The sequence below is a fragment of the Streptomyces sp. NPDC005281 genome, from assembly GCF_040607495.1.
Classification (GTDB): Bacteria; Actinomycetota; Actinomycetes; order Streptomycetales; family Streptomycetaceae; genus Streptomyces.
In genome coordinates this window covers 13107-36529 of the sequence record NZ_JBEXGX010000001.1, presented here as the reverse complement: position 1 = coordinate 36529, position 23423 = coordinate 13107, and the positions used below count along the sequence as shown (strand labels likewise).

General features: G+C 71.7%; 16 protein-coding genes. 7 read left to right on the top strand and 9 right to left on the bottom strand.

Annotated elements, in window-relative coordinates:
* Positions 1 to 101: 101 nt before the first annotated feature.
* The gene (locus ABZV42_RS00140) at positions 102 to 650 is read left to right on the top strand and encodes an acyl-CoA thioesterase (RefSeq protein ID WP_355989859.1); all 549 of its coding nucleotides are present in this window, start codon (positions 102 to 104) and stop codon (positions 648 to 650) included.
* Between the two features lie 33 nt (positions 651 to 683).
* On the opposite strand, the gene ABZV42_RS00135 is transcribed toward ABZV42_RS00140, so the two are convergent.
* Positions 684 to 2051, bottom strand: coding sequence for an LCP family protein (locus tag ABZV42_RS00135; RefSeq protein WP_356050531.1), 1368 nt, complete (start codon positions 2049 to 2051; stop codon positions 684 to 686).
* Positions 2052 to 2354: 303 nt separating this feature from the next.
* On the opposite strand from ABZV42_RS00135, the gene ABZV42_RS00130 reads away from it, so the two are divergent.
* On the top strand, positions 2355 to 3386 hold the full coding sequence (locus tag ABZV42_RS00130) for a glycosyltransferase family 2 protein (RefSeq protein ID WP_355989854.1): 1032 nt from the start codon (positions 2355 to 2357) through the stop codon (positions 3384 to 3386).
* 73 nt (positions 3387 to 3459) lie between these two features.
* Here ABZV42_RS00130 and ABZV42_RS00125 read toward each other — a convergent pair whose 3' ends face one another.
* The 4 genes from ABZV42_RS00125 to ABZV42_RS00110 form a co-directional block, all read right to left on the bottom strand.
* On the bottom strand, positions 3460 to 5187 hold the full coding sequence (locus ABZV42_RS00125; RefSeq protein ID WP_355989776.1) for an LCP family protein: 1728 nt from the start codon (positions 5185 to 5187) through the stop codon (positions 3460 to 3462).
* Between the two features lie 119 nt (positions 5188 to 5306).
* On the bottom strand, positions 5307 to 7076 hold the full coding sequence (locus tag ABZV42_RS00120; protein WP_355989774.1) for an LCP family protein: 1770 nt from the start codon (positions 7074 to 7076) through the stop codon (positions 5307 to 5309).
* A 246-nt stretch (positions 7077 to 7322) separates the two neighbouring features.
* The gene (locus ABZV42_RS00115) at positions 7323 to 8618 is read right to left on the bottom strand and encodes an LCP family protein (protein ID WP_355989772.1); all 1296 of its coding nucleotides are present in this window, start codon (positions 8616 to 8618) and stop codon (positions 7323 to 7325) included.
* A gap of 206 nt (positions 8619 to 8824) precedes the next feature.
* Complete coding sequence (locus ABZV42_RS00110) at positions 8825 to 9580, bottom strand: TIGR03089 family protein (protein ID WP_355989770.1); 756 nt, start codon at positions 9578 to 9580, stop codon at positions 8825 to 8827.
* A 129-nt stretch (positions 9581 to 9709) separates the two neighbouring features.
* On the opposite strand from ABZV42_RS00110, the gene ABZV42_RS00105 reads away from it, so the two are divergent.
* Positions 9710 to 11107 carry a peptidoglycan recognition protein gene (locus ABZV42_RS00105; RefSeq protein WP_355989768.1) on the top strand — a complete coding sequence of 466 codons (1398 nt, stop codon included), beginning with the start codon at positions 9710 to 9712 and terminating at the stop codon, positions 11105 to 11107.
* Between the two features lie 189 nt (positions 11108 to 11296).
* On the top strand, positions 11297 to 12379 hold the full coding sequence (locus tag ABZV42_RS00100; protein ID WP_356050530.1) for an NDP-sugar synthase: 1083 nt from the start codon (positions 11297 to 11299) through the stop codon (positions 12377 to 12379).
* Positions 12380 to 12643: 264 nt separating this feature from the next.
* Here ABZV42_RS00100 and ABZV42_RS00095 read toward each other — a convergent pair whose 3' ends face one another.
* The 4 genes from ABZV42_RS00095 to ABZV42_RS00080 all read right to left on the bottom strand — a co-directional run bounded on the left by ABZV42_RS00095 (position 12644) and on the right by ABZV42_RS00080 (position 16909).
* A complete protein-coding gene (locus ABZV42_RS00095) occupies positions 12644 to 13657 on the bottom strand; it encodes a DNA-3-methyladenine glycosylase 2 family protein (RefSeq protein ID WP_356050529.1) in 1014 nt (337 codons plus the stop codon).
* Between the two features lie 316 nt (positions 13658 to 13973).
* Entirely contained in the window at positions 13974 to 15353 is a 1380-nt protein-coding gene (locus ABZV42_RS00090) for a coenzyme F420-0:L-glutamate ligase (protein WP_356050528.1), read from the bottom strand.
* Positions 15350 to 16333, bottom strand: a complete 984-nt coding sequence (gene cofD, locus ABZV42_RS00085) for a 2-phospho-L-lactate transferase (RefSeq protein ID WP_355989760.1) — start codon at positions 16331 to 16333, stop codon at positions 15350 to 15352. Before cofD ends, ABZV42_RS00090 begins: the two co-directional genes overlap by 4 nt.
* Positions 16334 to 16420: 87 nt before the next feature.
* Complete coding sequence (locus tag ABZV42_RS00080) at positions 16421 to 16909, bottom strand: cysteine dioxygenase family protein (protein ID WP_355989758.1); 489 nt, start codon at positions 16907 to 16909, stop codon at positions 16421 to 16423.
* Positions 16910 to 17634: 725 nt separating this feature from the next.
* Between ABZV42_RS00080 and ABZV42_RS00075 the strand changes: the two genes are divergently transcribed.
* The 3 genes from ABZV42_RS00075 to ABZV42_RS00065 all read left to right on the top strand — a co-directional run bounded on the left by ABZV42_RS00075 (position 17635) and on the right by ABZV42_RS00065 (position 23375).
* Positions 17635 to 17898: a WhiB family transcriptional regulator gene (locus ABZV42_RS00075; RefSeq protein WP_003975777.1), complete on the top strand. Its 264-nt coding sequence runs from the start codon at positions 17635 to 17637 to the stop codon at positions 17896 to 17898.
* Positions 17899 to 18129: 231 nt separating this feature from the next.
* On the top strand, positions 18130 to 21861 hold the full coding sequence (locus ABZV42_RS00070; RefSeq protein ID WP_355989757.1) for a glycosyltransferase: 3732 nt from the start codon (positions 18130 to 18132) through the stop codon (positions 21859 to 21861).
* On the top strand, positions 21858 to 23375 hold the full coding sequence (locus ABZV42_RS00065; protein ID WP_356050527.1) for a DUF5719 family protein: 1518 nt from the start codon (positions 21858 to 21860) through the stop codon (positions 23373 to 23375). The genes ABZV42_RS00070 and ABZV42_RS00065 overlap by 4 nt, the downstream gene beginning before the upstream one ends.
* Positions 23376 to 23423 lie beyond the last annotated feature (48 nt).

The following is a 23423-nucleotide window of genomic DNA, read 5'->3' as shown; positions in this document are numbered from 1 at the left end:
TCCCTGCCAGGTGTCTTACAAGAGAGCAGGGAGATCTGGGTCACGCCTGTAGCAGAGCTGATGCAAAGAGACCGCCGCACGCCCGGCATAAGGTGGAGGACATGACAGACCAGGCCCTCAACCCGGAAAGCGACATCCCGGGCAAGCCGACCTCAGCGTCCAGGACCACCCTCAGCCACATCATGACCCACAACGACACGAACCTTCTGGGGTCGGTGCACGGTGGCGTGATCATGAAGCTCGTCGACGACGCGGCGGGCGCGGTGGCGGGGCGGCACTCCGGCGGGCCCGCCGTCACCGCCTCGATGGACGAGATGGCCTTCCTCGAACCCGTCCGCGTGGGCGACCTCGTCCATGTGAAGGCCCAGGTCAACTGGACCGGACGAACCTCGATGGAGGTGGGCGTGCGGGTCCTGGCCGAGCGCTGGAACGAGTCCACCGCGGCGCAGCAGGTCGGTTCGGCCTATCTCGTCTTCGCCGCCGTCGACGGCGACGGCAAGCCCCGCAAGGTGCCGCCGGTGATCACCGAGACCGAGCGTGACGAGCGTCGCTTCCAGGAGGCGCAGATCCGCCGCACCCACCGCCTCGCCCGCCGCCGAGCGATCATGGAACTCCGCGAGAGGCGCGCGGCGGAAGGCCTCGACGACTGAGCGCCGAAGGGCCTCTGCGGCCGGCCGCCGGAGTCAGGGGCACACCACCTGGTCTCCCGTCACCACCCCGGACCCGCCCTGCGCGGCGGGATCCTCGGCCCGTACCCGGGTCACCTGCCTGAAGTCGGCGCCGGCGATCACCTTCAGCAGCGGGCCCTGCCCGGGGACCGCCCGCAGCTCGGCACCGGGCAGCGCGGCCGCGAGGGACTTCGCCGAACGGTCCCAGCGGGGGTCGTACGTGACGACGGTGCGCCGGACCGTGGAGTCCGGGGCCGACGTGGGCCGGCCCGTCGTCCGGAACCCGGCGGCCGCGAGCGCGCCGTCGACCTTCTTGCCGAGCCCCGTCGAGGCGGTCCCGTTCTCGATCTGGACCCGGATCTGCTGCGGGGCCACCGCGACCTTCACGGCCTGGGGCCGCGGGGCCCGGCGCGTCGCGAGCGGATGGTCGTCGCGCACCGCCTCGAAGAGCTTCCGCGCCTTCGGCTCGTCCCATTTCAGGGTCGAGCCGACGCCCTTGACGGCATAGGCCATCTGTCCGATCGGCACGGTCGTGAACTCGGACGAGGACGGGGAGAAGTTCCGCATCGCCCGGCCCAGGTCCAGCAGCTCGTCCGTGCCGAACCCCTTGTCGGCCCGTACCGAGCCGAGCACCGCCCGGGTCACGTCCCGGAATTTCATCGGGTTCAGCAGCACCCCGGACGACGTGGCCCGGGAGACGAGCGCCGCCAGGAAGCGCTGCTGGCGCTTCATCCGGCCGAGGTCGGAGGAGCCGTCGGTGTGCCGGGCCCGTACGTACTGAAGGGCCTGCCCGCCGCCGAGCAGATGCGAGCCGGCCGTCAGGTCAAGGCCGGTGTAGCGGTCCTTCAGGGGCTGAGCGGTGCAGATACGGACTCCGCCGAGCACGTCGACCGTCTTCATGAAGCTGGTGAAGTCGACCTCCAGATAGTGGTCGATCTTCACATGGGTCATGTTCTCGACGGTCCGCACGGTCAGGGTCGGGCCGCCCTCCGCGTACGCAGCGTTCAGTTTGAGGGGGTGGGGGCCGTGCCGCTGTCCGGTGACCTCGTCGGTGTGCGCGGGTGCCTCGGCGTAGGAGTCGCGGGGCAGGCTGACGATGGTGGCGCGGTCCTGGTCCTCCGAGATGTGCACGATCATGACGGTGTCGGTGCAGTGACAGGGTGCCCCGCCGAGCCGGTACTTCCGCCGCTCCGCCTCGGTGATCTTCTCCCGGCCGTCGGTGCCGACCAGCAGCAGATTCATGCCGTGACCGGCTTCGGGCCGGTTCTTCATGTCCTTGAACGGGTCGACCCGGGCGATGTCGGCGTCCAGGCCGCTCAGCACCGCGTGCCCGATGCCCGCCGAGGCGAGGACCACCACGGAGACCGTGGTCAGCGCCCGCATGGCCCAGCGCGGCCTCCTGCGCCGTACGGGACGTACGGGACGTCCGTCGGAGCGCCGGACGGGCCTTCGCGCGGGGGACGGCTGCGGAGGGCGCTGAGGGCGGACGGGGGAGCGGGGCGGCGTGGGCAAGGGAACACCTCCGCGAGGCTGGACGGGGGAGGGAAGCGTTCCGCGGGGCCGGACGAGCCGCGTTCCGCTGGGCGTGGGGATCCGTGAGCACGGTAGGCCCATACGATCTGCGGCCCGGTCCTTACGCCGGGCGGCGCGCGACCGTGTCCCCCGTTCGCGGTAACGTGAGCTCCGATGAGCGAGAAGTCTGACGTGCGGTCCTCCGCCGTTTCTGTGATCATGCCCGTCCTCAACGAGGAGCGGCATCTGCGCGGGGCCGTCCAAGCGATCCTGGCGCAGGAGTACGACGGCGAGATGGAGGTCGTGATCGCCATCGGTCCCTCCACGGACCGGACCGACGAGATCGCGGCCGAACTCGTCCGTGAGGACCCGAGGGTCCATACGGTGCCGAACCCGACCGGCCGCACGCCCGCGGCGCTGAACGCCGCGATCAAGGCGTCCCGGCACCCCGTCGTCGTGCGCGTCGACGGGCACGGCATGCTCTCCCCGAACTACATCGCCACCGCCGTACGGCTCCTGGAGGAGACCGGCGCGCAGAACGTCGGCGGCATCATGCACGCCGAGGGCGAGAACGACTGGGAGCACGCCGTCGCCGCCGCCATGACGTCGAAGATCGGCGTGGGCAACGCGGCCTTCCACACGGGCGGCGAGGCGGGCCCGGCCGAGACCGTGTTTCTCGGGGTGTTCCGGCGCGAGGCGCTGGAGCAGCAGGGCGGCTACAACGAGGAGTTCATCCGCGCCCAGGACTGGGAGCTGAACTTCCGCATCCGTGAGGCCGGCGGACTGATCTGGTTCTCGCCCGAGCTGAAGGTCTCCTACCGGCCGCGCCCGTCCGTCAAGGCGCTGGCCAAGCAGTACAAGGACTACGGGCGCTGGCGGCACGTCGTCGCCCGCTACCACGAGGGCTCCATCAACCTGCGCTACCTCGCCCCGCCGGCCGCCGTCTGCGCGATCGCCGCCGGTGTGGTCGTCGGGGTGGCGCTGACCCCCTGGGGCTTCGTCGTCCCGGCCGGCTATCTCGCGGCGATAGGGCTCGGCTCGCTGCCCGCGGGCAAGGGGCTGCCGGCGAAGGCCAGGATCCAGATCCCCGTCGCCCTCGCGACGATGCACATGTCGTGGGGCTGGGGCTTCCTCACCAGCCCGAAGGCGCTGGCCAGGAAGGTCATCGCGTCCCGGCGTCCCGCGGTGCTCAGCGGCGCCAACTGATCCTGTCCGTAGACGAGTCGGGCCCCTCTCGCATGCGAGAGGGGCCCGACTCGCCGTTTGCCGCCGGCCGGTTCTACGACCAGGTGTAGTCCGGGTCGACGTGCATGCAGGCGCCGGTGTCCGAGCCCTTGTCGAGCTTGGCGGACGCGGGCGTCGAGTCGTCGTCCTCGGGTGCCTTGTAGGTCGTGCCGTCGCGCCAGTCGGCGCCGACGATCAGCGTGATCCCGGAGACGTCCGCGGACTTCTCCACCGCGTGGGTCGACATCCCGAGGGCCTTGGCGACCCGCAGGGCGTCACCCTCCAGATCGGCGCTCGGATAGCGGATCACCGTGGTCGCCTCGGTGGTCGCCGTCGACGGGTCGGCCTTCGACTGCGTGAACCCCTTGCCGACGAGCAGGGCGCTCACCGCGCTCGCGCGTCCGGGCACCGGGGCCAGCACGCCGGTACGGGTGCCGTTCTGCACCTGCACCGCGATCCTGTCGTCCGCTGCGGCCGGGTCGGACGAGGTCTTCTCCGCGGTCTTTTTCTTGTCCTTGCCGTCCAGCGCGATGTCCTCGCGCAGCAGCCGCCAGACCTTGTCGGCGTCGGTCGGCTTGGGCAGCACCCGGTTGCCGTCGCTGGAGTACACCCACGGCATGGTGGTCATGGTGATGCGCTTGGTCGGGACCTTCTTCAGCTCGTTGCTCAGGTCGTAGAGCTTGGTGACCGTGCCCAGGCCCTGGTCGACGGTCAGCGCGCTGGTGGCCGTCTCCGCGAGGCCGCGCAGCTTGCCCGGGTTGCTCAGCGTGGCGTTCTCGCGCAGCTGGCGCACCATCGAGTTCATGTACTGGTGCTGGGCCTTGGTCCGGCCGATGTCGCTGCCGTCCTCGAAGCCGTACCGCGTGCGCAGCCATTGCAGGGCCTGCTTGCCCTTGACGGACGTCGTGCCCTCCTCCAGCTTCAGCCCGGAACCGTGACCGGTGGAGGTGTGCGAGTAGACGTTGGCGTCCACGCACACGGGGACACCACCGATCGCGTCGGCCATCGAGACCACACCCGCGAAGTCGACCATGATGAAGTGGTCGATGTGGATGTCGGTCATCTTCTCCCAGGTCGCGACCGTGCAGCCGGGGCCGCCGCGGCCCAGCGAGTCGTTCGTCATCGTCAGCGACGTGCTCGCGGCGTAGGTCTTCCCGGTTTTCGGGTCGGTGCAGTTGGGTATCTGGAGCAGGGTGTCGCGCGGCATGCTCACGACCGACATGTTGGTGCGGTCCGCGGACAGGTGGAGCAGCATCTGGACGTCCGCGCGGGGCGGTGTGTCGAAGGTGTCCTTCGCGCCGCCGAGCTTCTGGTTCTCGGTGGAGTTCCGGGCGTCCGAGCCGATCAGGAGAATGTTCAGCGGGGTCTGGCCCGCCGCGTTCGGTTTCGACCTGGCGGCGCGGTCCTTCGCGTCGCCGATGTTCAGGTCGTCCTTCTTGAGGTTGCCGTTCAGGTGCCGGTAGTAGAGGTAGCCGGCACCGGCGGTGCCGAGTATCAGGACCGAGAGCACCATCGCCGACCAGCGAAGTATTCGACGTCTGCGGCGGGGGCGGCCCTTGGCCGTGTGCCGTCCGTCGTCTTCCCCGCCGTGCGGACCCCGGTCCCGCGGGCCGGGCGGCGCCGTGCCGTCGGCCGGACGAGCGCCGTCACCGTCGGGGCGGGCGCGGTCCGCCGTCTGAACGGACTCACCGCCCTCGTCGTACATACTGTCGTCCCAGCCCAGTTCGCCGGCTCGCGGGACACGTGGTCGTGCTCCCTCCCCACGCACACTGCTTTGCGCCATCTCCCAGCCTCTCCCCACCCTGCGCCTGACAAACGGGTCCGTCGAACGTCCGGCCGGACGAATCCGAGCCCGGCCGGACGCTGCTCGCGTCCTCTAGGACGCTTGACGGACCCGTTAGGTCACTTCGCGCACACCGTTTTGTCCGCCGTGGACTTCTCCACGTCCGGCGCCTTCGTCGCAGCGGTCAAAGGCACTCCGGCGCCCTTGAAGTCCTTGCCCAGGGTCAGCACGATCGCGGGCAGCCCCTGTGAGTTCTTCTCGCTCTTGCCGGGCTTCATCGCCGAACCCGACAGCCCCATGAGATCCGCCAGCTTGCGTGCCTGGTCGGCCTGGTCGGGTGAGTACTCCAGGGTCGTCTTGCTCAGCGGTGTGTCGGCGTTGCCCAGTTGGCTGGACTTGAGCACGCCCTCATCATTCTGTAGCCAGTTAAGAGTTTCCTGTGCGGAGCCCGCCTCGGCGCCGCCGTTGTAGATGTCGACGCGGATGTCGGACGCGGCGGAACGGGAGCCCTTGAGCCGGGCGGCCTCCGCGGCCTTCGCCTTCTTGGCCTTCTGCTTCACGGCGGTGAAGGAGACGTCGTTCTTGATGGCGTCGAAGACCGGCTGGGCCGTCGTCGGGTTGACCACGACGGTGGCGTGAACCTTCTCGGCCGGGTTGTCGATCACCGGAACCGTGGTGAAGGTGATGTTCTTCGGCGGCACCTTCTTCAGCTCCAGGGCCATGTCCTTGAGCGTGCTGACGCTGCCGATGCCGGTGTCCACGGTGAGTGCCTTGGTGGCGGCCTCGGCCAGTTTGATCAGCTTGGTGGGGCTGGTGAGGGTGTCGCTGGAGCTCATCTTGCGCATCAGGGACCCGATGAACTGCTGCTGCACTTTGATGCGGTCGAGGTCGCCCGCGTTGCCGAAGCTGTGCCGGGTGCGGACGAACGCGAGGGCCTGCTCGCCCGCGATGGTGTGCTTTCCGGCGGAGAGCTTGAGGTGCGAGTTGGCGTCGTCGACGTTCTTGGCGAGACACACGTCGACACCGCCGACCGCGGTGGTCAGCGTCTTGACGGCGTTGAAGTCGGCCATCATGAAGTGGTCGACGCTGATGCCGGTGACCGCCTTGACGGTGTCCATCGTGCAGCCCGGGTTCCGGTCGCCCTGGCCGAGGCTCGTGTTGAAACGGACGTTGTCCGTGCCCTTGATGACTTCCTCGGTGCCGTCCGCCCGCTTCGTCCTGCACTCGGGGATGTTGACGATGAGGTCGCGCGGGATGCTCAGCGCGGTCGCGTTCGTCCGGTCCTTGGAGACGTGCAGCAGGATGTTCGTGTCGGCGTGCCCGACGCTGTTCTTGTCGCCGTATCCCGTGTTGCCCGCACCGGTGCGCTTGTCGGTGCCGATGATGAGGAGGTTGAACGCCTCGTCCTTGCTGAAGCCGCTCTTGCCCGAACTGCCGACGTCCGTCGTGGTGACGTTGCCCTCGAGGTGCTTGAGGTAGGCGTACGCGGCGCCCGAGGCGGCCACCAGGACCAGCGCCATGGTGCCGCCGGTCCAGAGCAGTATCTTCTTCGTCTTCGACTTCTTGGGCGGCTTGTTGCGCCCGCGCCGCCGCCCCGGAAGAGGCTCCGGCGGCTCGGCGCGCCGGCGGCGCGGCCCCGGCACATCGGGGCCTGGCGCCTCACGGTCCCGTCCTGGTGCGTCACGGTCCCGGCCCGGTGCCGCGCGGTCCCGGCCCGGCGCGCTCCGGGTGCGTGCCGCCGCCGAGGGTGCGCCCCTCCGCGGTCGCGGCACTCCCGATTGCGCTCCGGAAGGAGGCAGTCGCAGTTCGTATTCACCGGTGTTCGGGTTGAGCACCCATTGGTCTGCGGGGTCGATGTCGTCCGCCCGCCCACGGCCTTGCGCGTCCACGGTTGTCTGAATCCTCCGTCGGGGCCACGCGGCGCCTTTTCCCCCTCAAAAGGCGCTCGGGTCTCGGTCAAACAGTGCTCGACCCCCAGGACGGACCTCGTGGCCGGGTGCACCGGATCGCTCACACTATCCGCCCAGTTCAGCGTCCAGCGACGGCCGTGACAAATTCGATGTCCCTACAACCGGGCAATCCGCCCCATTCTCCGAGACTTCTTAGCTCAGCTGTTCCCCGCCTTGGCGCGCGCTTTACCCGCAGGCGTCCTGCGCGGCCGTGTTCCCGCGGAAAGTCGGAGCGGGATCGGGTGTACCGGAGAGGAGGGCAACGCCTATTGCCGTCGACATTCCGTCGCCGTTCGACTCCTCTTCGTAGTCGGGCGAGGAGTTCCCGTACAGACTTACGGAATGCGGCGACTGCCCTTGGGCCGGCCGCCGCGGCGGTTCCTTCGTGACGACGACGGGCCTGTCCGCGCGCAGCCGCGCGAAGAGCCGGGCCGCCGCGGGCTCCACGAGCTGATCGCGGTTGGCGTCGAGGACGTAGGACCTCCGGGGCACGGTCAGGAACTGGATGTTCTCGGTGGGGATGTCGCGCATTCCGCGGGCCAGGTCGTACAGGCCGCGCAGGCTCGCGAGCCCCGGGTCGGTGGTGAGCGACGAGGTGGCCGCGTCCAGCACCGGATACAGCTTCGCCGGGTTGAGCAGGACGTCGTCGCTGCGCACCTTGCTGATCAGTGCGCCGAGGAACTTCTGCTGGCGGTCCATGCGGTCGGTGTCGCTGCCGTTGCCGATGCTCTTGCGGGCGCGGACATAGCCGAGCGCCTGCTCGCCGTCGAGCACCACCTTGCCCGCGGGCAGCCTCAGCTTCGCCGCCTTGTCGTTGATCGGCTTCCTCAGGCACACCTCGACGCCGTCCACCGCGTCGACCATGTCCTTGAAGCCGTGGAAGTCCACCACCATGTGATGGTCGACGCGGATGTTCGTGAGCTTCTCGACGGTACGGATCGTGCAGGCCGAACCGCCCACCTGGAAGGCGTAGTTGAACATCGCGAACATGGGGCGGGTGCGGGTCCCGCCGGGGCGCCGGCAGCCCGGTACGTCCACCATCAGGTCGCGGGGCAGTGACATGGCGGTCGCACTGCGCCGGTTCGCCGAGAGGTGCAGCAGGATCGTGGTGTCGGAGCGCTCCGTCCCCGAGTCGTGGCCGTACTTCTTGTTCCCGGCCCCCGAGCGCGAGTCGGACCCGATCAGCAGGATGTTCTGCGCGTCGCGGACCAGCGCCGTGGGCCGTTCCTTCTCGTAGCGGGCGAGCTCGGCCGCCGCGTCGTTGTCGGCCGTGATGTTCCCGTTCAGCTTCACGTACGCGGCCCAGCCGACCGCCACCGCGCCCACGACCACCACGGCCACCCCGGTCGCCGTCCGGCGCAGCCAGCGCCGTCGCCGGCGTACGGACCCGGCGCCGGTGGGCGACGCTCCCGGCCCGGGTTCCCCGGGGCCCCCGGAGGGCGTGCCCGCGGTGTCGCTCACGTCGGGACCACCACCCCTCATGGCGTACGAGCATGTCGGACTGCTCCTACGACCATGTCCCGGCGCGGCGGGCGAGGGGGGCCGGTGATGGGCCGAACGGGGGACGCGCCCTGCGCCCTGCGAGACGCCCCCAGGGGCGACAGGTGACCGTTTCCCGCCGCGGCACCAGGGCCACCTGACGCCGCCGGGCCGCCCTTCGGGCGACGACGCGAACCGCCGGGCAGGCCCTAGCGAGCCGTCGCGGTCACCCGTTCACTCTCGATCCGCCGGGCGAGCGCGTCCTCGTCCAGCCGGCCGAGATTGCGGCACAGCACCACGGACCCGCCGGTGGCGAGCGGCGCGTACAGACCCGCGGCCACACCCTCCCAGGTGTCGTACGAGAGCGCCGACAGGATGCGTGAACCGGGCCCCGTCAGATCCAGCCCGGGGGCGTCGGCGCGAGCCTGCTCCACCACCTCCGCGCCCGTGTACGCGGCCCCGGCGACGATCAGCGCCCGCTCCTCCGGGTCGACCGGCGCGTACGGCGCGAAACGGTCGCCCTGGCTGGGCACCTCGACGGCGTAGTCGGCGTAACCCGCGGGCGGCGTCGGGAAGCGCCGGCCGAGCGGCGCGAGCGAGAGGGCGATCCGCTCACCGGAACAGGCGAGCCCGGCGTCGAACCGGCCGGGGCCCGCGACGACGTGGTCCGCGGCCGACGGGTCGCCGCCCAGATCCGCGACGACTCCCACCGAGGAGCAGGCGAGCAGCCACACCGCCGTCTGCCAGTGCGCGGGCAGCAGCAGCGCGACCCGCTCGCCCGGCTCGGCGGACATCTCGCCCTGGAGCAGGTTGGCGGTCTTGGCCACCCAATTGGCGAAGGTGGCCACGGACAATTCGACCCGTTCGCCCGTCTCGTCGTCGTAGAAGGTCACCAAAGGACGCGCGGGGTCCTCGGAGAGCGCGGATCGCAGCAGGTCGGCAGGGGTGCGGTCGGTGGCTTTCACGCGCGCAAGCGTACGCGGGGGCGCCGCGCGGGACGGATCGAGCGCACCACCGGTTCGGCGGAGCGGGTCCCGACGGCCCGTCAATTCCGCGATGGACAGATATGTATGACTATGTTCAGGATCAGGAGCATGCGTGGATTCCTTGCTTCCTCGGTCGGCGTCAGCTGCGCGGCAGCTCTCGCCCTTCCGCTCGCCCTGCCCGCCACCCCGGCCCAGGCCGGGCCGTCGACGGTGACGTCGGAGGCCGCCGCCCCCGGCAGCACCCAGTCCCTGGCCCTCGTCCCGCTCACCCGCAGACGCTCCCTCGGCCCGAGCGCACAGACGCAGGGCCTCGCCCGCCGGAACGTACGGCCCTTCTCCCTGGTCGGCGTGATCTGGGACGACCCGGCCAGTGAGCTGAACGGCCGGGTCCAGGTCCGCACCCGTGCCACCGGCACCGGCGACTGGTCGCGCTGGCAGGACGTCGAGACCCACAACGACGAGCACGCCCCCGACCCGGACACCGCCGAGAGCGCCTCGCACCGGGTCCACGGTTCCACCGCCCCCCTGTGGGTGGGGGACTCCGACGGTGTCGAAGTCCGCGTCGAGGCGGAGCGGACGGCGAGGGCGGCGGCCGACGGCCTGGAGGAGGGCACTCCTAAGGACCCCGAGGAAAGACGCGCGGCCGTCCCGGCGGCCGCGCCGCTGCCCGGCGGCCTGCGCCTCGAACTCGTCGATCCCGGTGGAGATCCCCCGGCCCCGGACGCCCGGACGGCCGGACGGGCCGGGGGAGCACCCTCGGGCCTGCGCGCCAGGAGCGTGCACGCGGGCGTACCGGAGGGCGAGGGCGGCACGGCGGCCACCAGGATCCCCGCGCTCTCCCGGGAGGAGACGGAGCGTACGTACTTCCCCGACGGCACGGCCCAGATGCGCATGGCGCCGTACATCGGCCCGCGGCCCAGCATCATCACGCGCCGAGGCTGGGGCGCGAACGAGAATCTGCGCGAGCGCGGCTTCCTCTACACGAAATCGGTCAAGGCGGCCTTCGTGCACCACACGGCGTCGGGCAACAAGTACAGCTGCTCGCAGGCGCCTTCGGTCATCCGCAGTATCTACCGCTATCACGTGGTGAGCAGCGGCTGGCGTGACATCGGCTACAACTTCCTCGTCGACAAATGCGGGAACATCTACGAGGGCCGGGCCGGAGGCGTCGCAAAGGCGGTCATGGGCGCCCACACCCGCGGCTTCAACACGAACAGCATGGGCATCGCCGTGATCGGCAGTTTCGGCACCACGAAGCCGACCGACGCCACGCTCAAGGCCATCTCCCGCCTCACGGCATGGAAACTCGGTCTGTACGGTGCCGATCCGCGTGGCAAGACATACCTGAAGTCGGCCGGTGGCAATCTCTACCGAAAAGGAAAGAACGTACGACTGAATGTGATCTCCGGCCATCGGGACGGATTCGCCACGGAGTGCCCCGGACGGCTTCTCTACGGCAAGCTCGGCACGGCCAGGACGACGGCGGCCCGCTACCAGGGCCGCTAGACGCCGGACAGTCACCCGCGACGGCCCGGCCGGCGGCGGATCGGCCGGGCCGGCAGGGATCACCCGAAGTCATGGCGGAGGCCCGTCGAAGGACACCGCACGGCCATCGAGGGCGCCACCGAACGGTCTGCATACACTGGCCGGCCGAAAGACAGTTCGGCCGGTCCCGGCAGGAAGCAGAGACGACAGGTGACAGAAGCGATCCTCCTGGTCGGCGGCAGAGGCACCCGGCTGCGCCCGCTCACGGTGCGCACGCCCAAGCCGATGGTTCCGGCGGCCGGGGTCCCCTTTCTCACGCACCAGCTGGCGCGGGCGCGCGCGGCGGGCGTCGAGCACATCGTGCTGGCGACCTCCTACCTCGCCGAGGTCTTCGAGCCCTACTTCGGCGACGGCTCCTCGCTGGGCCTCCACATCGAGTACGTCACCGAGGAGGAGCCGCTGGGCACCGGCGGCGCCATCCGCAACGTGGCGTCCCGGCTGCGCTCGGGCCCCGACGACCCGGTCCTGATCTTCAACGGCGACATCCTCACGGGCCTGGACATCCCGGCGCTGGTGACGACCCACGAGACGACCGGCGCGGACGTCTCCCTCCACCTCACCCGTGTGGAGGACCCCCGCGCCTTCGGCCTGGTCCCCACCGACGCCACCGGGCGCGTCACCGCCTTCCTCGAGAAGCCGCAGAGCCCAGAGGAGATCGTCACCGACCAGATCAACGCGGGGGCGTACGTCTTCCGCCGCTCGGTCATCGACACGATCCCCGCGGGCCGCCCGGTCTCGGTCGAGCGCGAGACCTTCCCGGAGCTCCTGGCCACCGGGGCCCACCTCCAGGGCATGGTGGACTCCACCTACTGGCTGGACCTGGGCACCCCTCAGGCCTTCGTCCGCGGCTCGGCCGACCTGGTGCTCGGCCGGGCTCCGTCGCCCGCCGTCCCCGGCCGCTGCGGCGACCGCCTGGTCCTGCCCACGGCCACGGTGGCACCCGACGCCAAGCTCACCGGCGGCACGGTGATCGGCGAGGGCGCCCGCATCGGCGAGGGCGCCCGGATCACCGGCAGCACCGTCCTGGCCGGCGCGGTCGTCGAGCCCGGAGCCGTCGTCACCGACTCCTTCGTCGGAGCCGGCGCCCGCATCGGCGAACGCACCGTCCTGACCGGCACGGTCATCGGCGACGGCGCGGTCGTCGGCCCCGACAACGAACTCCGCGACGGAGTACGAGTCTGGTGCGACGCCCGGATCCCAGCAGCAACGCTCCGCTTCTCGTCGGACCAGTAACTCCCCCCGCCGGAGGGGCAAGCCCCGCCCCTCCGGCGGATCCTTTCGGCCGAGGGGCAGATTTCAGCCCCTCCGGCGTTTGAGGAGCGGGGTCTGGGGCGGAGCCCCAGGTACGGGACGGGCAGGGGCGGAGGGGGCGAAATCCAGTCCGCGCGGAGGAACGGCCGACGGACACGGACGTGGCGGACACGGACGTGGCGGGCGCAAGACGGGGTCGGGCGTAAGACAAGGCCGGGCGAGGCACCGGGAAGGCGAGACGCCAGGCTAGAGCAGCCCGATATCCGTACGAGGCATCTTCGGCACCCGCCGAGGCGGCGTCCGCCCCGCCAGCAGAATCAGCCGAGCGGCCCGATGCCGCTGCCCCGCATAGGGCTCCAGCAACTCCAGCATGACGGAGTCGTCCGCGTCCCGGTCCCCGGCCAGCGCGTACCCCACGATCCCCGGCAGATGCAGATCCCCGACGGTCACGGAATCCGCCGAACCATGACTGCGCTGCACGACCTCCGCGGAGGTCCACGGCCCGATACCGGACACCAGCTCCAGCCGCCGCCGCGCCTGTACGGGCTCGAACCCGACGGCCTCCTCCAGCCGCGCCGCGACCCGAACGGCCCGCAGGATCGTGCCGGCCCGCTTGTCGTCGACCCCGGCCCGGTGCCACTCCCAGGACGGGATCAGGGCCCAGGTCCGGGGCGCCGGCATGACGAACATCCGCTCGGGAGCGGGCCCCGGCGCGGGCTCCCCGAACTTCCGGACGAGCAGCCGCCACGCCCGGACCGCCTCGTCGGTGGTGACCTTCTGCTCCAGGACGGACGGGATCAGGGACTCCATCACGAGCCCGGTCCGCACCAGCCTCAGACCGGGCCGCCGGTGCCGGGCGAGCGCGACCAGCCGGTGCCGTGGCTCGAAGGCGCCGGGATCGTCGGCGGCGCCGAGCAGCTCGGGGAGCCGGTCGAGGAGCCATTCGGCGCCGGGCCCCCAGGCCTCGCCCCGGGCCGCTCCGCCGTGCGGAGAGACCCGCAGTGTTCCGGGCCCGGCGGGCGTACGGCTGGTGCGCCACACGGAACCGTCGGACGTCGTACGGAACGTCGGATCGCCCGGTCCGCGCCGCAGCGGCCCGAGCACGAGCCCGAGATCGAGCGGCCCGTCGGGCGTCCAGGTGCGGACGTGTCCGGGCCCTGCCGTCTGGCGGGGCACCGCACCCGGCACACCGCCGGGCACCGCGACATGCCCGCCGCGCACGGTCGTACGCGTCGGTCGGGGAGCGAAACGTCCAGACAAGAGTCAGGTCCTAGAGATGCGCGGGCTGTCCTACGAGAGTAGGCGCTCCCCCCACCCCACCAGCCCCGAACACCCACACCCCACCCCAACCAGCGCGCATGCGCGGGAAGGGCCCCCGCCCGGTCGAAGCAGCGCCCGCGACCGACCCAAGGGCACCCCACGACCGACGGAAGGGCGCCCCGCCCGCCCGGAGCAGCGCTCACGACCGGCGCAAGGTCACCCGCGACCGACGGGAAAGGCGCCCCCGCCAGGCCGAGCAGCGCTCACGACCGACGCAAGGGCACCCACCACCGCCCGCAAAGGCGCCCCCGCCCGATCACCGCACGGCGATGAAGGCCGCCGCCTCCCGCTCGGGCCGGGTTCTCGGCTCCTCCGCCGCGTGTCCGACGGCCACGGCCCCCATCGGGTCCCAGTCGTCCGGCAGCTCCAGCGCCTCGCGTACGACGTCACGGCAGAACATCGTCGACGACACCCACGCGGAGCCCAGCCGCTCACCGGCCAGCGCGACCAGGAAGTTCTGCACGCCAGCCCCGGTGGCGACCACGAACATCTCGCGCTCGGCGCCGTCCCGCCGTGCGTCGCCGTACGTGTGCGACCCGTCCATGACCAGACACGGCACCACGAGGTACGGCGCGGCGCGCAGCACGTCACCCCGGCGGACCCGCTTGGCGATGGACTCCTCGCTCTTGCCGTCGCGCCGCAGATCCGCGATCCAGGCGTCCCGCATGGCGTCGAGCAGCCGAGTCCGCGACTCCTCCGACTCCAGGAGCACGAACCGCCAGGGCGTGGTGTGGTGCGGCGCGGGCGCGGTCACCGCCGCCGCGACCGCACGGCGTACGGCGCCGGGGTCGACGGGCTCGTCGGTGAAGGCCCGTACCGTACGCCGCTGGGTCACGGCCTCTCGTACGGCCTCCGAGGTGCCGAGACGGAACATGTCGTCACGCGCGTCGCGCACCATCGCCCGCGCCCCCGTGCCGTCCCCCTCGGCCACGAGGTGCGCCAGCCCGCGCACCACGGCGACGGGCAGCCCGGAGGACTTGCCCTTGACCAGGTCACCGGCGGCGGCGAGCTCGTCGGCCGTCGCGACGACGGTCGCGCTCAGCGGATTGCCGTGCGCGTCGGTGAGACCGCGCAGGTCGTCCAGCACCTGGACGCCCGCGGCGCCGATGGCGACGTCGGTGAGCCCGGTGCGCCAGGGCCGCCCGAACGTGTCCGTGATCACGACGCCGACGTCGACCCCGAGGGCGTCCCGCAGCCCCGCGCGGATCGCCCGCGCGGAGGCGTCGGGGTCCTCGGGCAGCAACAGCACGGTCCCGGCGGGGGTGTTGGAGGCGTCGACCCCGGCGGCCGCCATCACGAGACCCTGCCGGTTCTCGACGATCCGCAGCGCGCCGCGCCGCGCCACGACCCGGACGGTCTCGGCGTCGATGGCGGCCTCCCGGTCGGCGGCCTCGACGATCCGCCCCTCGGCCTTCGACACGATCTTGGAGGTGACGAGCAGCACGTCCCCGTCCACGAGTCCGGGCTCGGCTGCCGCGAGGAGCTTCGCCAGGTCGTCCCCCGGCCGTACCTCGGGAAGCCCGTCCAGCGCCCAGACCCGGTAGCCCGTGCCGTACGGCCGCTCCCGGTGCTCCCCGCCGGCATGTCCTCCCGCGTGCTCCGCGTCGCCGGGCCCCGCCGTGTCCAGGATGCTCACGACGTCCGCACCTCCTCCGCCAGGGCCAGCGCTTCCCGCGCCATCCGTGCCGTCGCGTCGAGGTCGGACATCATCAGCGGTACGGCCCGGCAGCGGATGCCGGCCGTCTCGACGCGCTCCACGGCAGAGGCGTCGACCGTGTCGACGAGCCAGCCGTCCAGGAGGCCCGAGCCGTAGTGCTCGGCGACCGCGGCGGCGGTGGACTCGACGCCCACCGCGGCCAGGACCTTGTCGGCCATGCCGCGCACGGGCGCGTCACCGACGATGGGGGAGAGGCCGACGACCGGGACGCCCGCCTCGGCGATGGCCTCGCGGATGCCGGGCACGGCGAGGATGGTGCCGACGGAGACCACGGGGTTGGACGGCGGGAAGAGGATGACGTCCGCCTCCGCGATGGCCTCCAGCACCCCGGGAGCGGGCTTCGCCTGCTCGGCGCCGACCGGCACGATCGCCTCGGCCGGCACGGAGGCCCGCAGCCGGACCCAGTACTCCTGGAAATGGATCACCTTGCGCTCGCCCGCGGCCCCGGCGGGGTCGCCCTCCGGCAGCGTGACGGCGACATGGGTCTCGACACGGTCGTCGGACATGGGGATGAGGCGCACGCCCGGCTTCCACCGGTCGCACAGCGCCTCCGTGACGGCGCTGAGCGGATAGCCCGCGCCGATCATCTGCGTCCGCACGATGTGCGTCGCGAAGTCGCGGTCGCCGAGCCCGAACCACTCGGGTCCGATTCCGTACGCCGCGAGCTCCTCCTTCAGGCGGAAGGTCTCGTCGGCCCGCCCCCAGCCCTGCTCCTCGTTGATGCCGCCGCCGAGCGTGTACATCACCGTGTCGAGGTCCGGGCAGACCTTCAGCCCGAAGAGGTGGATGTCGTCGCCGGTGTTGCCGATGACCGTGATGTCCGCGTCCGGCACGGCCCGCTGGAGACCACGCAGGAACCGTGCACCACCGATGCCGCCTGCCAGAACCACAATGCGCATGGGGTTCAGTCTCGCAGGCGGCTACGACAACGTGTCAGCCGGTTACGGGACCCCGGTGACCGCAGGCCGCTCGACGGAGCGAACGCGTCACACGGTTTCGGCGACCGCGCAACGTGCGGAGTGCATCGGCATCTCGGTGAGACCCGGGTAATAGACGTGCAGGCTGACGGCCGGTTCGAGCGAGTCGTTGACGACCTCGTGGACGTAGCCGGGCGCGAACACCCGCTGTGCGCCGGAGCCCAGGGCGCGCGTGCCCCGCTCGGTGTGCTCGGTCAGCGCGCCGTCCAGGACGGTCAGTACGCCGGAGGAGCCGCCGTGGTCGTGCGGTCCACTGCCCTGCCCGGGCACCCAGGACAGGAGCCACACCTCGTAGCCGGGTCCCGTGCGCAGCCGGTGGTACCAGCGCGAGGCGGCGTCGTAGCGGACGAGGTGTTCCCACTGGGAGCGGTCGGCGGCGATGGAGCGCGCCAGGCCGGCGAACTCGGCCACGGTGGAGGGGTGTTCGCGCGGCGGCTGGAGCAGGTGCGGGACTTCGAGGATGTCGCCGGCGATCTGGAGGTCGCTGTCGCTGTTCATGGATGCGGTGGTTCCTCGGCGGGTGAGTGCTGGGGTGTCGCTGGCCGTTTCCGCCCGGGTCGCGAGCGGGGATTCCGCCCTGGGGAGCGGGGAGAGCCCTGGTGCGGGCGGTGGCCCCGGTGAGGGGCGGGGATTCGCCTCAGTGGCGGCGAGGCAGCCGGAGCGCGGTAGGGCTCAACAGCTGGAACAGCAACAACAGCTACAGCGCGCGCGGGCAGCACCGAGGGACTCCGCGGTGCGGGTCGAGGTGAGTGCCAAGTGCGCGAACATGCCCACAAGAACACCGGTTCACACCTCGACTGTCAACTGCATGTCCGGTATGTGGAAGATGTTTCACCTCATCCGGTTCATCTGGCAGGCGAAAGGTTTGTTCAGTGGGCTCCCCGGACACATGGCGCACAACCGGGTGAACAAACCTCACCGCGGACCCGTGATCCAAATGTGATCCGATTCGCATCGGGGTCTGCGGCGGAACGAGATCGAACGCCTGGTCGTCCTCCTCTGTGAGGGGCGGGCGTCTGACCTGGACCTCTTGGGCTGTCAGGGTTTATGCCGATTTGAACACTTTCCGCATAGCCTTGGTTCCGCAGAGTGAATAAGGGGCCCAATAGCAGATCTCGGCTTGACTGGCCCGGATCGGCACACTTGTAATTTCACTCGTGTCGTTCAGCCGGAATCGGTGACGGCAGCATCACGGGGACGCGAAAGACAGACGAGGGGCGCACATGACCGAGCTGGTGCAGCAACTGCTGGTCGACGACGCGGACGAGGAACTCGGCTGGCAGGAGCGCGCGCTGTGCGCCCAGACCGACCCCGAGTCGTTCTTCCCGGAGAAGGGCGGCTCCACCCGCGAGGCCAAGAAGGTCTGCCTCGCCTGCGAGGTCCGCTCCGAGTGCCTCGAATACGCGCTCGCCAACGACGAACGGTTCGGCATCTGGGGCGGTCTGTCCGAACGGGAACGGCGCCGTCTGAAGAAGGCCGCCGTCTGAAAGCGGTCGCGCGGAGAAGCGGACTCGGAACACCGGTCCGCACCCGCGGGTGCCACCGACCAAACGGCACACACTCTTACGTAAGGAACGGCCCGTCGCACGTGGGTTATCCACAGGCGGCGGGCCGCCGTCATTCCCAGCCGTTAGTGTGGGCCCTCGTCCGAGACGTCCCGCTGTCCCCGCCGGACACAGACGTCCACCGCAGTCCATCGAACCGGGGCCCGTACCTCGATGTCCGTGCACAGCCTTTCGGCAGCCAGTAACGACGCCGCTGCCGCCCCTGAGTTCCCGCGCCATGTAGTGACCGCGGTGCTCGTCTCCCACGACGGCGCCCGCTGGCTGCCGCAGGCGCTCGCCGGGCTGCTCGGCCAGGACCGCCCCGTGCAGAACGCGGTGGCGGCCGACACCGGCAGCGCGGACGAATCCGCCCAGCTGCTCACCGAGGCGCTCGGCGCCGACCGCGTGCTGCACCTGGCCCGGCGCACCGGCTTCGGCCAGGCCGTCGAGGAGGTGTCGCGCACCGCCCCCGAGCTGACCCCGGACGACCTGCCCTACCTCAAGCGTCCGAGCGGCTGGGACCCCGTCACCCGCAGCTGGCGCGACGACACCTACGACCTGCCCGACCTCCCGCACGGCGAGCCCGAGCAGTGGCTCTGGCTGCTGCACGACGACAGCGCCCCGGAGCCCGACGCCCTGGCGCAGATGCTGCGCGTCGTGGAGAACGAGCAGGAGCTCGGCCAGGACGTGGCCGTCGTCGGCCCCAAGCTCCGCGGCTGGTACGACCGCAGAGCGCTCCTCGAAGTCGGCGTCACCATCGCCAACTCGGGCCGCCGCTGGACCGGTCTGGACCGACGCGAGCAGGACCAGGGACAGCACGACCACGTCCACCCCGTCCTGTCCGTGTCCACTGCCGGAATGCTCATCCGCCGCGAGGTCTTCGAGGAGCTCGGCGGCTTCGACCGCCGGCTGCCCCTCATGCGCGACGACGTCGACCTGTGCTGGCGGGCCCAGGCCGCGGGCCACCGGGTCCTCGTCGCCCCCGAAGCCGTCGTACGGCACGCCGAGGCGTCCTCCCGCGAGCGCCGCGCCGTCGACTGCGTGGGCCGCACCGCCGCGTCCCCGCACAGGGTCGACAAAGCGGGCGCCGTCTACACCCTCCTCGTCAACGCCCGTACCGCGCAGCTCCCCTGGATCCTGATCCGCCTCGTCCTCGGCACCCTTGTCCGCACGGTCGCGTACCTCGTGGGCAAGGTCCCCGGACAGGCCGTCGACGAGATCCGCGGCCTCCTCAGCGTCCTGCTGCGCCCCGAGCGGATCATCGCCGGGCGGAACAGGCGAGGCCGCCCGCAGGTCGACAAGGGCGAGCTGCGCCCCCTCTTCCCGCCCCCGGGCGCCACCGTGCGGGCCACCTTCGAGCAGTTCGCCGGCAATCTGACGAGCGGCTCCGACGCCGAGCTCACCACGGGCGCCGGACGCCACGGAGGCGCCGTCGAGTCCGGCCCCGGCGGTGACGACGGAGACTTCCTGGAGATCGAGCAGTTCTCCCGGATCAAGCGCATCGCGCGCAACCCCGGCCCGATGCTCTTCCTGGTGCTCCTGTTCGTCTCGCTCCTCGCGTGCCGTCAGCTGCTCGGCGGCGGGGCCCTCGCGGGCGGCGCGCTGCTGCCCGCCCCGGCCGACGCCTCCGAACTGTGGGCGCGTTACCTCGACGGCTGGCATCCGGTCGGCGCGGGCTCCACCGGGTCCGCCCCGCCCTACCTCGCGCTCGTCGCGCTGCTGGCCTCCGTGCTCCTCGGCTCCGCCGGGCTCGCGGTCACCGTCCTCCTCGTCGGATCCGTGCCGCTGGCCGGCTTCGCTGCGTACTTCGCCTCGCGCCCCCTGGTCGAGTCCCGCCTCCTGCGCGCCTGGGCGTCCGTCGCCTACGCCTTCCTGCCCGCCGCCACCGGCGCGCTCGCCGGCGGCCGCATCGGCACCGCCGTCCTCGCGATCCTGCTGCCGCTCATCGCGCGCGCGGGCATCGCGGCGAGCGGCCTCGCGAACGGCTCCCGGTCCCGCGGCAGCTGGCGCGCGACCTGGGCGTACGCCCTGCTGCTGACCTTCACCACGGCCTTCACCCCGATCGTGTGGCCCATCGCGCTGGTCCTCGGCGTCGCTCTCCTCGTGGTGCGCCGCAGGGAGATCCCCGCCTACGGCCTGCGATTCCTGGCCCAGCTCGGCACTCCGCTGCTGGTCCTCGCCCCCTGGTCGCTGACCCTGCTGCCGTTCGGCTTCTTCAAGCAGGCCGGCCTGGACTACGGCACCGGCGCGGCCTCCGCGCTCGACCTGCTCAGCGCCGGCCCCGGCGGGCCCGGCACCGTCAGCGGACTGATGCTCTTCGGCATCGTGCTCGCCGCGCTCGCCGCCCTGCTGCGCTCCGAGCGCCAGGCGGGGATCCGGACCGCCTGGGTCATCGCCGTCGTGGCACTCGTCTTCGCCGCCCTGTCCAACCGCTCCACCTGGGCGGGACCCGCGACCCTCGTGTACGGCCTCGCGCTGCTCGCCGCCGCCGCCGTCGGCTCCGACGGGGCACGCGCGCGCGTGGCCGAGCAGAGCTTCGGCTGGCGTCAGCCGGTGGCCGCGCTCATCGCCTTCGCCTGCGCCGCGGGTCCGCTGCTCGTCGCCGCCGGATGGATCATCCGCGGCGCCGATGGGCCCGTGGAGCGCCGCGACCCGGTGCAGGTGCCCGCGTTCGTCGCCGAGGAGAGCGGCACCCGCGACCAGGCCCGCACCCTCGTCCTCGACAGCCCTTCGGCCGCCAAGGTCGGCTACGTCCTCGTCCGAGGCTCCGGCGCCCGTCTCGGGGACGCCGAACTCGCCTCGACGGGCGGGGAGAACAAGAAGCTCGACAAGGTCGTCGCCAACCTCGTGGCGGGGTCCGGCGCCGACCAGGCCGACGAACTCGGCGGCTTCGCCGTGCGCTACGTCCTGGTCCGCAAGGGCGCGCCGCGCGAGGTGAGCCGCGTCCTGGACGCCACCACGGGCCTGTCCCGGCTGAGCCAGCAGGACGGCAGCGCCCTGTGGCGCGTCGACCAGCAGGTCTCACGTGCCGCGATCGTTCCCGCGTCCGGCGCCCCTGAGGCCATCGCCGCCGGCCCTGTCGAGGTGCACACCACGATTCCCACCGGCTCCGACGGCCGCGTCCTGCGCCTGGCCGACAGCGCCGACCCCGGCTGGACGGCGGCCCTGGACGGCAGGCCGCTCACCCGTACCACGGTCGACGGCTGGGCCCAGGGGTTCCAGCTGCCCGCCGGAGGCGGCAGGCTGGACATCACCTTCGACGCGCCCCTGAGCCACACGGCCTGGCTGTGGGCCCAGGGTGCCCTCGCCCTCGTGCTCGTGGTGCTCGCCCTCCCCGGGCGGCGCCGGGACGTCGACGACGACCTCCCCGAGGAGGAGCAGCAGCCCGTGACCGCGGAGGACATGACCGGCGACGGCCGTCGTGCCCGCCGTCTGCGCGCCCAGGCCGAGGCCGAGGCGGAGTCCGGGCAGCAGGACGAGGACCCGGACCTCGACGGCGGGTTCCCCGTCGGCACGGGCGAGGACGAGGACGAGGACCAGGAGGTCCCGGCCGTCTCCGTCCCGCATCAGCAGTCGTACGGCGAATGGGACAGCCCGAGCTACGCGAACGCCGAGTACGACACCTACGGCGGCGAGCGGTACGAGGGTCGGCCGGGGTACCCGGCGGAGACCTACGAGCAGCCCTACCAGCCGGATGCCTACCAGGGCGGCCAGTACGACCCGTACGCCTACGGAGGCACGGCGGCGTACGACCAGAACTACGGCCAGGGCTACGACGCGAACGGCAGACCCTTCGATTCCCGGGGCCAGGGCTACGAGACGGGCGAGCAGGGCTACGACCCGGCGTACGACCCCACGCGGCCGCACGGCAACGACAGTGAGCGCCCCGACGGGAGCCATCAGTGAACCGCACCACCCTGTCCCTGATCGCCGCTGCGACCGCGCTCGCCGCCGTCACCGGGTTCGCGACCCTCAAGCCGCCCGGCACCACCGGCAGCAGCACGGCCGCCGCGGCGGCGCGGCTGCCCGTGGAGCGGACCAGCCTGCTGTGCCCGCAGCCGAGCACCTCCGACATCGCGGACACCGTGTACACGTCCTTCACGCCCGTCGTGGAGGGCGCGAGCTCCGGCGGAAAGGCTCAACTCCAGTCCGCCACCCAGGAGTCGGCCGACGGGACCGGCTCGGCCGGCGGCAAGAAGAGCGGCACCAAGACGGCCAAGTCCGCCAAGCCCGTCGTCCAGCCCAAGGAGCCAGGCAAACCGGCGGCCGGCGACATCTCGGGCGCCGACGCTCCCGCGCTCGTCGGCCTCGCGTCGGGCAAGTTCGCGCCCGGCTGGACGGTCCAGGAGACCACCGAGGTCGCCGCGGGCGCCGGACGAGGCCTGCTCGGCACCAACTGCACCGCGCCCGACACCGAGTTCTGGTTCCCGGGCGCCAGCACCGCGGCCCAGCGCACCGATTATGTGCACCTGACGAACCCGGACGACGCGGCGGCGGTCGTCGACATCGATCTGTACGGCAAGGACGGCACCCTCAAGTCCACGGTGGCCGACGGGATCACGGTCCAGGCGCACGCCAGCGAACCGATCCTGCTGAACACGCTCGCCGGCGATCCGCAGAACGACCTCACCGTGCACGTGAAGGTCCGCAGCGGCCGGGTCGGGGCCGCCGTACAGGCACTGGACGCCAAGAACGGCGGCGACTGGCTGGCCGCCTCCACCGACCCGGCGGACAGTCTCGTCATGCCGGGCATCCCCAAGGACGCCACCTCCGTGCGCCTGGTCGTCTTCGCGCCGGGTGACACGGACGCCGACCTGAAGGTCCGGCTCGCCTCCCCCTCGGGGACCATCACCCCGGCGGGCAACGAGACGCTGCACGTGAAGGCCGGCATGACCTCCGCCGTCGACCTCGGGGACGTCACCCGGGGCGAGGCGGGCTCCCTGGTGCTCACCCCCACCGGCACGTCCGTGCCGGTCGTCGCCGCCCTGCGGGTGGTGCGCGGCAAGGGCGCCGGCCAGGAGACCGCGTTCATCCCGGCCACCGCTCCGATCGGTGCTCGCGCGACGGTCGCCGACAACACCGCCAAGGGGTCCACGCTCGCCGTGACCGCGCCCGGCGGGGGAGCCACGGTCAAGGTCACCGCGTCCGCGGGCAGCGGGGGCGGTACGGCCGTCTCGAAGACGTTCACCATCAAGGGCGGGACCACCCAGAACGTCGAGGCACCCGTCCCGAGCGGTCTCAAGGGCACGTACGCCCTCACCGTCGAGACGGTCTCCGGGGGCCCGGTCTACGCCTCCCGGATGCTCTCGGCGACCCAGGAGGGCGTCGCCGGCTTCACCATCCAGAACCTCCCGGACGACCGCGGGACGGTCTCGGTGCCGAACGCCGAACAGGACCTCTCGGTGCTGCTCAAGCAGTGATCAGGGCCCGGTGATCCGGATCCGGACCGGCACCGGGTCCGACCGGCA

Excerpts from the sequence above, each read along its gene's own strand:
- ABZV42_RS00080 (WP_355989758.1), bottom strand. The coding sequence starts at position 16,909 with ATGAACAGCGACAGCGACCTCCAGATCGCCGGCGACATCCTCGAAGTC.
- ABZV42_RS00125 (WP_355989776.1), bottom strand. The coding sequence starts at position 5,187 with ATGGCGCAAAGCAGTGTGCGTGGGGAGGGAGCACGACCACGTGTCCCG.
- cofD (WP_355989760.1), bottom strand. The coding sequence starts at position 16,333 with ATGCGCATTGTGGTTCTGGCAGGCGGCATCGGTGGTGCACGGTTCCTG.
- ABZV42_RS00070 (WP_355989757.1), top strand. The coding sequence starts at position 18,130 with ATGTCCGTGCACAGCCTTTCGGCAGCCAGTAACGACGCCGCTGCCGCC.
- ABZV42_RS00075 (WP_003975777.1), top strand. The coding sequence starts at position 17,635 with ATGACCGAGCTGGTGCAGCAACTGCTGGTCGACGACGCGGACGAGGAA.
- ABZV42_RS00135 (WP_356050531.1), bottom strand. The coding sequence starts at position 2,051 with ATGCGGGCGCTGACCACGGTCTCCGTGGTGGTCCTCGCCTCGGCGGGC.
- ABZV42_RS00140 (WP_355989859.1), top strand. The coding sequence starts at position 102 with ATGACAGACCAGGCCCTCAACCCGGAAAGCGACATCCCGGGCAAGCCG.
- ABZV42_RS00130 (WP_355989854.1), top strand. The coding sequence starts at position 2,355 with ATGAGCGAGAAGTCTGACGTGCGGTCCTCCGCCGTTTCTGTGATCATG.
- ABZV42_RS00115 (WP_355989772.1), bottom strand. The coding sequence starts at position 8,618 with ATGAGGGGTGGTGGTCCCGACGTGAGCGACACCGCGGGCACGCCCTCC.
- ABZV42_RS00105 (WP_355989768.1), top strand. The coding sequence starts at position 9,710 with ATGCGTGGATTCCTTGCTTCCTCGGTCGGCGTCAGCTGCGCGGCAGCT.